At 36.1% G+C, this 12,805-nt stretch carries 11 protein-coding genes and 2 pseudogenes; all 13 read left to right on the forward strand.

All coding sequences use genetic code 11. From position 1 onward, the window contains the following. Positions 1 to 110 precede the first annotated feature (110 nt). The 13 genes and pseudogenes from yfmF (at position 111) to ACODS7_RS01910 (ending at position 12,739) form a co-directional block, all read left to right on the forward strand. Positions 111 to 1,385, forward strand: coding sequence for an EF-P 5-aminopentanol modification-associated protein YfmF (yfmF, locus tag ACODS7_RS01850; protein ID WP_029443113.1), 1,275 nt, complete (start codon positions 111 to 113; stop codon positions 1,383 to 1,385). Further along, the gene (gene yfmH, locus ACODS7_RS01855) at positions 1,386 to 2,672 is read left to right on the forward strand and encodes an EF-P 5-aminopentanol modification-associated protein YfmH (RefSeq protein WP_043936384.1); all 1,287 of its coding nucleotides are present in this window, start codon (positions 1,386 to 1,388) and stop codon (positions 2,670 to 2,672) included. 100 nt (positions 2,673 to 2,772) lie between these two features. Then, entirely contained in the window at positions 2,773 to 3,486 is a 714-nt protein-coding gene (ymfI, locus tag ACODS7_RS01860) for an elongation factor P 5-aminopentanone reductase (protein WP_029443111.1), read from the forward strand. A 75-nt stretch (positions 3,487 to 3,561) separates the two neighbouring features. Continuing rightward, on the forward strand, positions 3,562 to 3,810 hold the full coding sequence (locus ACODS7_RS01865) for a DUF3243 domain-containing protein (RefSeq protein ID WP_000114504.1): 249 nt from the start codon (positions 3,562 to 3,564) through the stop codon (positions 3,808 to 3,810). Positions 3,811 to 3,948: 138 nt separating this feature from the next. Continuing rightward, positions 3,949 to 4,734: a DUF3388 domain-containing protein gene (locus tag ACODS7_RS01870; protein WP_243168093.1), complete on the forward strand. Its 786-nt coding sequence runs from the start codon at positions 3,949 to 3,951 to the stop codon at positions 4,732 to 4,734. 21 nt (positions 4,735 to 4,755) lie between these two features. After that, positions 4,756 to 5,667 carry a helix-turn-helix domain-containing protein gene (locus ACODS7_RS01875; RefSeq protein WP_029443110.1) on the forward strand — a complete coding sequence of 304 codons (912 nt, stop codon included), beginning with the start codon at positions 4,756 to 4,758 and terminating at the stop codon, positions 5,665 to 5,667. 63 nt (positions 5,668 to 5,730) lie between these two features. Next, a complete protein-coding gene (gene pgsA, locus ACODS7_RS01880) occupies positions 5,731 to 6,309 on the forward strand; it encodes a CDP-diacylglycerol--glycerol-3-phosphate 3-phosphatidyltransferase (protein ID WP_001052967.1) in 579 nt (192 codons plus the stop codon). A 20-nt stretch (positions 6,310 to 6,329) separates the two neighbouring features. Beyond that, positions 6,330 to 7,568 carry a competence/damage-inducible protein A gene (locus ACODS7_RS01885; protein WP_050844447.1) on the forward strand — a complete coding sequence of 413 codons (1,239 nt, stop codon included), beginning with the start codon at positions 6,330 to 6,332 and terminating at the stop codon, positions 7,566 to 7,568. A 144-nt stretch (positions 7,569 to 7,712) separates the two neighbouring features. Further along, a pseudogene (recA, locus tag ACODS7_RS01890) lies at positions 7,713 to 8,321 on the forward strand (recombinase RecA); the annotation flags it as partial. A gap of 97 nt (positions 8,322 to 8,418) precedes the next feature. Continuing rightward, entirely contained in the window at positions 8,419 to 9,042 is a 624-nt protein-coding gene (locus ACODS7_RS01895) for a PDDEXK family nuclease (protein WP_000301532.1), read from the forward strand. Positions 9,043 to 9,310: 268 nt separating this feature from the next. Further along, positions 9,311 to 9,733, forward strand: a pseudogene (locus tag ACODS7_RS01900) (recombinase RecA family protein); the annotation flags it as partial. A 483-nt stretch (positions 9,734 to 10,216) separates the two neighbouring features. Next, the gene (gene rny, locus ACODS7_RS01905; protein ID WP_000099769.1) at positions 10,217 to 11,782 is read left to right on the forward strand and encodes a ribonuclease Y; all 1,566 of its coding nucleotides are present in this window, start codon (positions 10,217 to 10,219) and stop codon (positions 11,780 to 11,782) included. A 162-nt stretch (positions 11,783 to 11,944) separates the two neighbouring features. Continuing rightward, entirely contained in the window at positions 11,945 to 12,739 is a 795-nt protein-coding gene (locus tag ACODS7_RS01910; RefSeq protein WP_029443107.1) for a TIGR00282 family metallophosphoesterase, read from the forward strand. The last annotated feature ends 66 nt before the right edge of the window (positions 12,740 to 12,805 follow it).

Here is a 12,805-nt window from a genome sequence, read left to right on the forward strand (position 1 = left end):
TTTTAGAAAGAATCATATGTAAGCATAATAAGGGAGAAAAGTTGATTTTTTATTTCTAAAAACTGTATATTGAAGAGGAATATTCCTATATAAGTAAAGGAGGGCTATAAATGAAACTAATGGAACAACAACTACATGAGTTAGGTGGTTTGCGCGTACATATTATTCCGACTGATAAATATAAAACGAATACCTTTGTATTTCGTTTTAAAGCGCCTTTAAATGAGGAGACGGTGACAGAGCGTGCTCTATTGCCATACGTATTGCAAAGTGCGACAGAAAAATTACCTTCTGTAATTCGTCTTCGTCAATATTTAGAAGAATTATACGGGTCTTCTTTAGCGGTAGATGTAAGTAAAAAAGGGGAAGACCATATTATCTCCATTTATGTAGACATTGCAAATGAAGTTTATTTACATGATGCACCACCGTTATTTGAAAAAGCACTTTCTATGTTGTCTGATATTGTGTTACATCCAGCAACGGAGGGGAACGGTTTCCTATCTTCTATCGTAGAAAGTGAAAAAAGAGCACTGTTACAGAGAATTGAAGCTACTTATGATGATAAAATGCGTTATGCAAACGAGCGTTTAATTGAAGAAATGTGCAAAGTAGAACCGTATCGTTTAAGTGCAAATGGAAAAAAAGAGAGTGTTACGTCTATTACAAATGAAAGTCTGTATCAATATTATCAAAAGGTGTTAGCGGAAGATGAAATGGATCTATATATTATTGGTGATATTTCAGAAAACGCCGTTGATCTTGTAAGTAAATATTTTTCTATTTCAGTTCGTCCAGTGAGAGAAAGAAATGTACTCCTTCATAGACGAAATAATGAAGAAAAAGAAGTTGTTGAAAAACAAGAATTAAAACAAAGTAAATTACACATCGGTTATCGTACATTTGTCACATATAAAGATGAAGATTATTTTGCATTGCAATTGTTCAATGGATTGTTTGGTGGTTTTTCTCATTCGAAGTTATTCGTAAATGTGCGTGAAAAAAATAGTTTAGCGTACTATGCAGCATCGCGCTTTGAAAGTCATAAAGGTTTATTATTTGTTATGTCAGGAATCGAAGCGAAAAATTATGAAAAAGCAGTTGAGATTATTAAAGAACAAATGCTTGCGATGCAAAACGGAGAGTTTTCTGAAGAAGAAATACATCAAACAAAAAGTGTCATCCAAAATCAAATATTAGAGGCGATTGATACACCGCGTGGATTTGTAGAAATGCTATATCATGGTATTATTTCAGATCGTACACGTCCAGTTGAAGAATGGCTTACAGGTATAGAAAGTGTGACAAAAGAAGAAATTGTAAAAGTTGCTAAAAATATTGAACTAGATACAATTTACTTTTTACAAGGAACGGAGGGAGAATAAATGGAGAAAATTGTTTATGAGCAATTAAAAGAAACACTCTATTATGAAAAACTTCCTAATGGATTAGATGTATATGTTTTACCGAAACAAGGATTTAATAAAACATTTGCGACGTTTACGACGAAATATGGTTCAGTAGATAATACATTTGTACCATTAGGGAAAGAAGAAATGATTCGTGTGCCTGATGGGATTGCGCATTTTCTTGAGCATAAATTATTTGAAAAAGAAGATCACGATGCTTTCCAATTGTTTAGTAAACAAGGAGCATCGGCAAATGCTTTTACATCCTTCACACGAACAGCTTACCTTTTTTCATGTACTTCAAACGTAGAACAAAATTTAAATACATTGCTAAACTTCGTGCAAGAGCCTTATTTCTCTGAAAAAACAGTTGAAAAAGAGAAGGGAATTATTGGGCAAGAAATTCAAATGTATCAAGATAACCCAGATTGGCGTTTGTACTTTGGGTTAATTGATAGCTTGTTTGTAAAACACCCAATTAAAATTGATATTGCAGGGACAATCGAATCTATTAGTAAAATTACGAAAGATTTATTATATGAATGTTATGAAACATTTTATCATCCGAGCAATATGTTATTATTTGTTGTGGGTGCAATTGATCCAGAGAAAACAATGGATTTAGTACGTGAAAATCAAGCGAAAAAAGATTATAAAAACCAGCCAGAAATTGTGCGTTCATTTGAAGAGGAACCAAATGAGGTAAATGAAAAGAAAAAAATTATTTCAATGCCTGTGCAAACACCGAAATGTTTAGTTGGTATTAAAGCGACTAATTTAAAAGAAAAAGGGCAAGCGCTTTTAAAACAAGAAATTGCGCTTACGTTACTTTTAGATTATTTATTTGGAAAAAGTTCTGTTCATTACGAAGCTTTATATAATGAAGGGCTTATTGATGATTCATTCTCGTATGACTATACAGAAGAAAATAACTTCGGTTTTGCAATGGTTGGCGGTGATACGAAACAACCTGATGAATTGGCAGATCGTTTAAAAGATATTTTATTAAAAACAGATTATGATCAATTAGATGCGGCGGCATTAGAGCGAGTGAAGAAAAAGAAAATTGGTGGTTTTTTACGCTCGTTGAATTCACCAGAATATATTGCAAATCAATTTACACGATATGCGTTTAATGAATCTAGTCTATTTGAGGCATTGACTGTATTAGAAGGCCTAACCGTTCAAGACTTACAGGAAGTGGCAAAATTATTGTTGTCAGAAGAAAAAATGAGTGTTTGTCAGGTGTTACCGAAAAAATAACATTTTAAAGATACCCTCATCTTATCATTGAAAAATTGTAAGGTGAGGGTATTATTTAGTTGTGTGAAAATTGAACTTGTAGAGATAAGAGAGGGAATTTATGAAAAAGTATGCGTTAGTAACTGGAGGGAGCGGAGGGATTGGCTCTGCTATTTCGAAACAATTAATTCAAGATGGATATACAGTTTATGTTCATTACAATAACAGTGAAGGAAAGGTATTGGAATTGCAGAAAGCATGGGGGGAAGTTATCCCTGTTCAAGCGAATTTGGCTTCTAGTGATGGAGCAGAGCGATTGTGGGGGCAAATTGAACATCCTATTGATGTTATCGTATACGCAGCTGGGAAGAGTATTTTTGGACTAGTAACAGATGTAACAAACGATGAATTGAATTATATGGTAGAACTTCAAGTGAAGAACGTATATAAATTACTTTCAATGGCACTTCCGTCTATGATCGGGAGGAGAAGCGGTAATATTGTAATTGTTTCATCTATATGGGGACAAATAGGGGCTTCTTGTGAAGTGCTTTATTCAATGGTAAAAGGGGCGCAAAATTCATATGTGAAAGCTCTAGCGAAAGAAGTTTCTTTAAGTGGATTACGTGTGAATGCAGTAGCACCAGGAGCAATTGAAACGGAAATGTTAAGTGTTTTTTCTGAAGAAGATAAAATGGGAATCGCTGAAGATATACCATTAGGTAGAATAGGGTTACCAGAAGAGGTAGCGAAAACAGTTTCATTCCTCGTATCACCAGGAGCATCTTACATAACTGGACAAATCATCGGAGTGAATGGCGGTTGGCACTGCTAAAAATTTCTTACATAAAAAATGAACAGTTGCACAAATTAAGCATGATTTTATTACTCAATAGTGAGGTGCTTAATTATGTCAGTATTAGAAAATTTTGATCAATGGAAGAGCTTTTTAGGAGATCGTTTAGAGCAAGCGCAAGGAAAAGGTTTAGATGGCGGTGCAGTATCAGATATGGCATTTCGTGTTGGCGACTACCTTGCTAATGAAGTAGAAGGACGCAATGACCAAGAGAAATTATTAGCTGAGCTTTGGAAAGTTGCTGATGAACAGGAGCAACATACAATTGCAAACTTAATGGTTAAGTTTGTACAACATAAGTAAAAGTAGAGAGGAGATTCTCCTCTCTACTTTTTTTGTATAATAATTACACAGGATAGATTATACATTTAGCTTCCCTATTAAGGTGAAATCATATAATATAGTACGTAGGTGTAAAGTAAGCAAGGGGAGTGATCTTGGATGATTGAATGGTATTTTGAATATGAAATACATAAAAACCGACCTGGCTTGCTTGGTGACGTTTCTTCGTTAATCGGTATGCTCGGCATTAATATTGTCACAATTAATGGTGTAGATAATGCACGACGTGGGTTACTTCTTATGTGTGATAATCAAGAGCAAATCTCTAGACTTGAATCAATTTTAAATACGATGGATAACATAACGGTAACGAAATATCGTCCGCCCAAGCTAAGAGATAAGCTAGCGGTTAGGCATGGTAGGTACATACAACGAGATGCAGATGATAAGAAAACATTTCGATTTGTGCGTGATGAATTAGGCTTACTGGTAGACTTTATGGCAGAAATTATGAAAAAAGAAGGCCATAAACTAATGGGGATACGCGGAATGCCTCGTGTCGGAAAAACAGAATCCATTGTTGCTGCAAGTGTTTGTGCAAATAAAAGGTGGTTATTTGTATCATCTACTCTTATTAAGCAAACTGTTCGTAGTCAATTAATTGAAGATGAGTATAGCGATGACAATATTTTCATCCTAGATGGAATTGTGTCAACGAAGCGTGCCAACGAAAGACATTGGCAGCTCGTTCGTGAAATTATGAGATTGCCTGCAACGAAAGTTGTGGAACATCCTGATGTATTTGTGAGTCAGTCAGAATACACATTGGATGATTTTGATTATATTATCGAGTTGCGTAACGATTATGATGAAGAAATTCAATATAATTTAGTAGATGAAATTGAGCAAGGTACGCAAAATAATTTCTCTATGTTTGACTTTTAAAGAAATATTGAGGTGTTAGTAGTGACGGAATTGGGACAAAAGCTGAAAGAAGCAAGAGAAGCGAAAGGCTTGTCTATTGATCAGCTGCATGAGATTACAAAAATTCAAAAACGCCATCTAGTGGCAATTGAAGAAGGCAATTATGATGTATTGCCAGGAGCTTTTTATGCGCGTGCATTCATTAAACAATACGCAGATGCGGTTGGATTAAATGGTGAGGAACTACTTGTAGAACATCAGAGTACGATACCACAATCTGAAAAGCGTGAAGTTCCACAAGTATCAACGGGACAAAAGACACAAGAAACAATGCAAAAATCTTCATCATGGCCAGTTGCAGATCACATGCCGAAAATCTTAGTTGCGCTGTTAGTAATTGCAGTTGGAGTGGTAATCTGGTTTGTGTTTCAAGCGTTAACTGGAAAAGATGATGAAAAAGTTCCGAGTGCTCAAAGTGAGAAAATTGAAGTTCAAAAAGCGAAAGATTCTCCGTTAGATACGAAGAAAGATGAAGCGAAAGCGGAAGAGCCAAAAAAAGAGGAACCAAAGAAAGAAGAACCAAAGAAAGAAGAGCAACCAGCACCACCAACGGGACAGCAAGAAGTGAAAGTAGTTGGAACAACTGGTAAGGTATCTACTTTGGAAATTCATAATAATAAAACGTTAGAATTGGAAATCATAGCGAAGGGTACAAGCTATGTAGATGTTAAAGATGATGCGGGTAACGAAATTTTAAACACTACAGTACAAGGTGGTCAAACAGAAAAACGTGATGTATCAACATTAAAAGAAGTACGACTTAATATTGGAAATGCAACGAATGTTGAAGTTAAACTGAATGGCCAAGTGGTTGCTTTCCCACTAGACCCAGAAAAAGAACTTCACCAAAGATTGGTGATAAAAAACCAAGGGATAGAGCAACCTGCACAATAACAGTCATCGCTTCGATGACTTTTTTCAATGAACAAATGTTTTTGATATGATGGAGGAATAGCTGTGAATTTACCAAATAAAATTACAATATCTAGAATCTTCTTAATTCCAATTTTTATGGTAATTATGTTAGCGCCCTTTGATTGGGGTTCATACAAAATTGGTGATGTTGATTTGCCAATTCAACATTTAGTAGGGGCACTTATCTTTATCATTGCTTCAGCTACAGATTGGATTGATGGACATTACGCAAGAAAGTATAATCTTGTAACGAATTTAGGGAAGTTTCTTGACCCATTAGCTGATAAATTACTTGTTTCGGCAGCACTTATTACATTGGTAGAGATGCAATATGTACCGGCTTGGATTGTTATTGTAATTATCAGTCGTGAGTTTGCTGTAACAGGTTTACGTCTTGTACTTGCTGGAACAGGGGAAGTAGTTGCGGCAAATCAGCTAGGGAAAATTAAGACATGGACACAAATTATTGCGATTGCAGCATATTTATTACACGATGTACCTTTAAATTTAATCCATATTCCAGTTGCTGATATCTTCATATGGATTGCATTAATCTTTACTGTTATTTCAGGATGGGATTATTTCTGGAAGAATAGAGCTGCTTTTGTAAACTCAAAATAGAAGTTTATGGGGGAATTGGGATGAATGCTGAGATTATTGCGGTTGGAACTGAATTATTACTTGGACAAATTGCAAATACAAATGCCCAGTTTTTATCTGAAAAGTTGGCTTCAATTGGAATTAACGTTTACTATCATACTGTTGTTGGTGATAATAATAAGCGACTGCAAAAGGCGATTGAAGCTGCGGAAGAACGTGCTGATATACTTATTTTTACAGGTGGATTAGGACCGACAAAAGATGATTTAACGAAAGAAACGATAGCGGCTAGTTTAGATGAAAAGCTTGTGTATGATGAAAAGGCATTAGCCTTAATAAGTAATTACTTTAAGCGTACAGGCCGTGAATTTACGGAGAATAATAAAAAGCAAGCGCTCGTTTTAAATGGAGCAACAGTATTTGCAAATGACCACGGTATGGCGCCGGGTATGGGGGTAAATAAGAACGGAAAAGTTTATATTTTATTACCAGGGCCGCCAAAAGAAATGAAACCAATGTATGTAAGTTACGTAGAGCCTTTTTTACGTAATTTTACAACAGGAGAAAACATTTATTCTCGTGTGCTTCGTTTCTTCGGTATTGGGGAGTCCCAATTAGAGGTGAAAGTTCAAGATTTAATTGATGGACAAACAAACCCAACAATTGCCCCGCTAGCAAATGATGGAGAAGTGACATTACGTTTAACCGCTAAGCATCAAAATGTTAGCGAAGCGGAGAAACTAATTCAACATGTGGAAGATTTGATTTTAGAAAGAGTAGGAGAATTTTTCTACGGATATGACCAAGAATTTTTGCATTATAAGGCAATCGAGTTATTGAAGAGAAAAGGGTTAACTTTAGCATGTGCAGAAAGTTTAACAGGTGGTCTTTTTGGAAATCAAGTAACTGAAAATGCTGGTGTTTCTTCTGTATTTAAGGGCGGTGTCATTTGTTATCATAATGATGTGAAGCAACATGTTTTACGTGTGCCTGAAGAAGTGTTGCATACTGATGGTGCAGTTAGTAAAGAATGTGCTCGTTATCTTGCTGAAAATGTTAAGGATTTATTAAAAGCGGATATCGGAATTAGTTTCACTGGGGTAGCAGGGCCAGATGCTTCAGAACAGAAAGAGCCAGGAACAGTATTTGTTGGATTAGCGATTAATGGTGAACAAACTGCAGTCTTTCCTCTTAATTTAAGTGGAAGTCGTCAACAAATTAGAGAACGATCAGCAAAATATGGATTTTATCATTTATATAAAAAGCTAGAAGAGATATAAGTTTCTTCTAGCTTTTTTTATAGTTAAATTCCGTATTTGTGTGATGGAAAATAAAAAAATCGAATAAATGTTCGATTTTTGTTGGCAAATTGAATTGAAAATAGGTATAATAAGATTAGCAATTCAGTTAAGGAGGAATTTTGAATGAGTGATCGTCAAGCGGCATTAGATATGGCGTTAAAACAAATAGAGAAGCAATTCGGTAAAGGTTCAATTATGAAATTAGGAGAACAAGCGGAACGTAGAATTTCTACAATTTCAAGTGGTTCTTTAGCACTTGATGTGGCGCTAGGGGTAGGCGGATACCCACGTGGCCGTATTATCGAAATTTACGGACCTGAAAGTTCAGGTAAAACGACAGTTTCATTACATGCAATTGCAGAAGTACAACGTCAAGGTGGACAAGCAGCATTCATCGATGCGGAGCACGCAATGGATCCTGTATATGCACAAAAATTAGGCGTTAACATAGATGAATTACTATTATCACAGCCTGATACAGGGGAGCAAGGATTAGAAATCGCAGAAGCACTTGTACGAAGTGGTGCGGTTGACATTATCGTAATTGACTCTGTAGCAGCTCTTGTACCGAAAGCAGAGATTGAAGGAGACATGGGTGACTCACACGTAGGTTTACAAGCACGTTTAATGTCACAAGCACTTCGTAAGCTTTCAGGAGCAATCAACAAATCAAAAACAATTGCAATCTTTATTAACCAAATTCGTGAAAAAGTTGGGGTTATGTTCGGAAATCAACTACAAGTTGCTTAATCAAAGTGATGTACTTGAGTCTTTATTTGTCTTCTTCGACTAAGTCTTTATAAGGGATTTCTTATAGGGAGAGATTAAAGTGGCAGTGACAATTGGAAATAGAACTTATCGAAACATAGAACAATGGCAAGTGGATTTTATTGTGAAACATGCGGATAGAAAATTGAAAGATATAGGTAAAGAAATTAATCTTGATGAAAGGCGAGTAGGTGAAATATTAAAGTTACTCGGAATTAAAAGAACCAGACATAGAAAGATTTACTTGCCTAAAACCGCAGAAGTTGAACAAGAATTGAAAAATCCATATTTATCACATGTTGAAATTGCTATTAAGTATGGCGTATCCGATACATGTGTTGCTAAGAGGAGAAAAGAGCTTAATGTAAAGGTCAGAAAGAAAAATTATGATACTTTACTGGAACAACAGGTTGAACAGATGTTGTTAAGTTTAGATCTGGCGTTCATTAAGCAAAAAAGAATCGATAAGTGGTCTATTGATTTCTACTTAGGTAGAAAATATTGTTTAGATGTCCATGGGAAATGGGCACACTCACTCAAAAAGATAAAAGAACGAGATAAAAGAAAACTTTTATTTATGGAAGAGGGCTGCTATAAATATCTTGTTATACATGAAGAAGAGTTAGCAAATAAAGAAAAAGTCTTACAAAAGATTAAGGAGTTTACCATGGGTTTCCCTTGCTAGTGATAGCATGTTAAAAAACCTTGTGAACCTTATTGCCTAAGGGTGTAACTATCCATATAGTTGCTAACGGTGAAGCCCACCATTATTTAGGGTAATACCGTGCCAAGCTCCATAGTGATATGGGGAAGGTGTAGAGACTACCGAAAAGGACTTTTAGTTAACTGAGTAGGGTACGGCAGATGATAGGCTACTGCTGGAAGTGCAAGGCTCTCTGTAAAGAGATGAAGAGATAGTCCAGACTATAGAGATGGAAAATCTATAGATAGTGCCAGAAACAACTCCAGGTGGTCGTGCGTTGAAATTCTATTCAACTGTTCGTCTTGAAGTGCGTCGTGCGGAGCAATTAAAGCAAGGTAACGACATCGTTGGTAATAAAACAAAAGTAAAAGTAGTGAAAAATAAAGTAGCGCCACCATTCCGTGTTGCTGAAGTTGATATTATGTACGGAGAAGGTATTTCAAGAGAAGGTGAAATCTTGGATATGGCTTCTGAGCTTGATATCGTTCAAAAGAGCGGTGCTTGGTATTCTTATAATGAAGAACGTTTAGGACAAGGTCGTGAAAATTCGAAGCAATTCTTAAAAGAGAATACGGACTTAAGAGAGGAAATTGCCTTCTTTGTTCGTGATCATCACGGAATTGGTGAAGATTCTGGTGTGGAAGACACGGAAGATTCAACTCTTCAAGATTAAAAAATAAAAGACACGGGTCCCGTGTCTTTTATTTTTTTACCTTCTATTAAAGGGGTATTTATCGTAGTGGCTAAAATATTTTTTTGACTCAAATGGGATGTGTAAAGAGGAATATTCATGCGTTTTAAGGGAATAAAATGGTATTTACTAAGGTTTTCCAGGATAATATGCTATCAATTTTTCAAATTCAGATAACATTCAGGACTGAAGGTAAAGAAAGTAAAAGTAGACAACGCTTGACAATGAAAATTACGATAGATACAATGAGAATGTATATTTTTTCTTATATACGATATACTCTTCTCAAGAAGAGAAGTAATATTCGGAGTAAGGTTTAAAACTTACCGAAATAATAATATGACATTTTAATTGTGAAATGAAGAAAGTCCCTTAAAAAAGCGGGACGACGGTCTTTGCTGTATATTGTAATTTAATGTACATGCCGACAGTCTTTTTTCATTCATAGCAAGGGGAGGTGAAATCATGAGTAGTACAGTTTGGATACTCATCTCCATTTTGCTTGCAACAACAGTCGGTGCAGTTGTTGGCTTTTTTGTTCGAAAGTCTATTGCTGAAGCGAAGATTAATGGTGCGGCTAATGAAGCGAAACGTATTCTAGACGAAGCGAATCGTGAGGCTGAAGCACTTAAGAAAGAAGCGCTTTTAGAAGCAAAGGATGAAATTCATACACTTCGTACAGAAGCTGAATTAGAAATTCGTGACCGTAGAAGCGAATTACAAAAACAAGAAAATCGTTTAATGCAAAAAGAAGAGAACCTTGATCGTAAAGACGAAACGCTCGATAAACGCGAGCAGCAGTTAGAGAAGAAAGAGGATTCTCTTGTAGCGAGACAACAACAGATTGAAGAGTTGGAAAGCAAAGTGGGAGAGTTAGTTCAAAAGCAACAAACAGAATTAGAGCGCATTTCCAATCTGACACGCGAACAAGCGAAAGCAATTATTCTTGGTAAAGTAGAAAATGAAGTTTCTCATGAAATCGCTGTTATGGTAAAAGAAAGTGAAGTTCGCGCGAAAGAAGAAGCGGATAAGAAAGCAAAAGAGATTTTATCTCTTGCAATGCAAAGATGTGCAGCTGATCATGTTGCTGAAACAACCGTTTCGGTTGTAAATCTTCCAAATGACGAAATGAAGGGACGTATTATCGGGCGTGAAGGTCGTAATATTCGTACGTTAGAAACGTTAACGGGTATTGACTTAATTATCGATGATACACCAGAGGCGGTAATCCTTTCTGGATTCGATCCAATTCGTCGTGAAACAGCTCGTATCGCTCTTGATAAACTAGTACAGGACGGACGTATTCACCCAGCGCGTATTGAAGAGATGGTCGAAAAATCAAGACGTGAAGTGGACGAGTATATTCGCGAAGTCGGAGAGCAAACAACGTTTGAAGTGGGTGTTCACGGATTACACCCAGATTTAATTAAAATTTTAGGTCGTTTGAAATACCGTACAAGTTATGGACAAAACGTCTTAAAACACTCTATGGAAGTTGCATATTTAACTGGACTTATGGCAGCAGAACTTGGCGAGGATGAAAAACTAGCAAGACGTGCTGGTCTATTACATGATATCGGAAAAGCGATTGACCATGAAGTAGAAGGTAGCCACGTTGAAATTGGTGTTGAACTCGCAACGAAATATAAAGAGCATCCTGTAGTTATAAACAGTATCGCATCTCACCATGGTGACACAGAACCAACTTCTATCATTGCAGTTTTAGTTGCAGCAGCAGATGCTTTATCAGCTGCAAGACCGGGAGCTCGTAGTGAAACGCTTGAAAACTACATTCGTCGTCTTGAAAAGTTAGAAGAGATTTCAGAGTCTTATGAAGGCGTTGAAAAATCATTTGCAATTCAAGCAGGACGTGAAGTTCGTATTTTGGTAAAACCAGATACAATCGATGATTTAGAAGCTCATCGTTTAGCTCGTGATATCCGAAAACGTATTGAAAATGAACTGGATTATCCAGGACATATTAAAGTAACTGTTATTCGTGAAACACGTGCAGTGGAATACGCAAAATAAAGTGGTGAAACACCACTTTATTTTTTTGTGTTGGAATTGGATAAAATAAAGACAGTTAGTTATATAGCGTAAAAGTGAAACAAACTTATAATAAACATATTATAAGGAATTTCCTTAATGCTATAGCAATAAAAAATGCAGTACATAGAAAGGGTAAGACATATGAGAATATTATTTGTTGGGGATGTAGTAGGATCTCCTGGTAGAGGTATGATTCAACAATACGTACCGGCATTAAAGAAAAAATATACACCTACAGTAACAATCATTAATGGAGAAAACGCAGCAGGTGGCCGTGGGATTACAGAAAAAATATATCGAAACTTTTTAGAGTGTGGGGCGCAAGCAGTTACACTTGGAAACCATGCTTGGGATAATCGTGAAGTATTTGAATTCATCGATGATGCAAAATATCTTGCAAGACCAGCTAACTTCCCAGAAGGAACTCCAGGAAAAGGACTTATCTTTGTGAACTGTAATGGAAAAGAAGTTGCAGTCATTAACTTACAAGGACGTACTTTCCTTCCTCCGATTGATTGTCCATTCCGTAAAGTGGATGAATTAATTAATATTGCGAAAAAACGTACGAATATTATCTTTGTTGATTTCCATGCGGAGACTACAAGTGAAAAACAAGCGCTAGGTTGGTATGTAGATGGACGTGCTACAGCAGTAGTAGGTACGCATACGCATGTCCCTACAGCGGATAACCGTATTTTACCAAGCGGAACGGCATATATTACAGATGTTGGGATGACAGGGCCATATGATGGAATATTAGGTATGGACCGAGAAGCGGTATTGAAGAAGTTTTTAACGAACTTACCGGTACGATTTGAAGTAACAAGTGGTAGAACGCAATTAAGTGCAGTGTTAATTGATGTGGATCCAAATACAGGAAAAGCAAAGAAAATTGAGCGCATTTTAATTAATGACGATCAACCATTTTTTGAGTAAATCAACGTTAAATTTTAGATAAGTTATTATATTTTAATTTTTTAGAAAAATTACGAAAATTTAGCA

This window comes from Bacillus sp. FG16 (genome assembly GCF_057809515.1).

Coding starts and splice junctions, on each gene's coding strand:
- yfmF (WP_029443113.1), top strand. CDS start 111: ATGAAACTAATGGAACAACAACTACATGAGTTAGGTGGTTTGCGCGTA.
- yfmH (WP_043936384.1), top strand. CDS start 1,386: ATGGAGAAAATTGTTTATGAGCAATTAAAAGAAACACTCTATTATGAA.
- ymfI (WP_029443111.1), top strand. CDS start 2,773: ATGAAAAAGTATGCGTTAGTAACTGGAGGGAGCGGAGGGATTGGCTCT.
- ACODS7_RS01865 (WP_000114504.1), top strand. CDS start 3,562: ATGTCAGTATTAGAAAATTTTGATCAATGGAAGAGCTTTTTAGGAGAT.
- ACODS7_RS01870 (WP_243168093.1), top strand. CDS start 3,949: ATGATTGAATGGTATTTTGAATATGAAATACATAAAAACCGACCTGGC.
- ACODS7_RS01885 (WP_050844447.1), top strand. CDS start 6,330: ATGAATGCTGAGATTATTGCGGTTGGAACTGAATTATTACTTGGACAA.
- rny (WP_000099769.1), top strand. CDS start 10,217: ATGAGTAGTACAGTTTGGATACTCATCTCCATTTTGCTTGCAACAACA.
- ACODS7_RS01910 (WP_029443107.1), top strand. CDS start 11,945: ATGAGAATATTATTTGTTGGGGATGTAGTAGGATCTCCTGGTAGAGGT.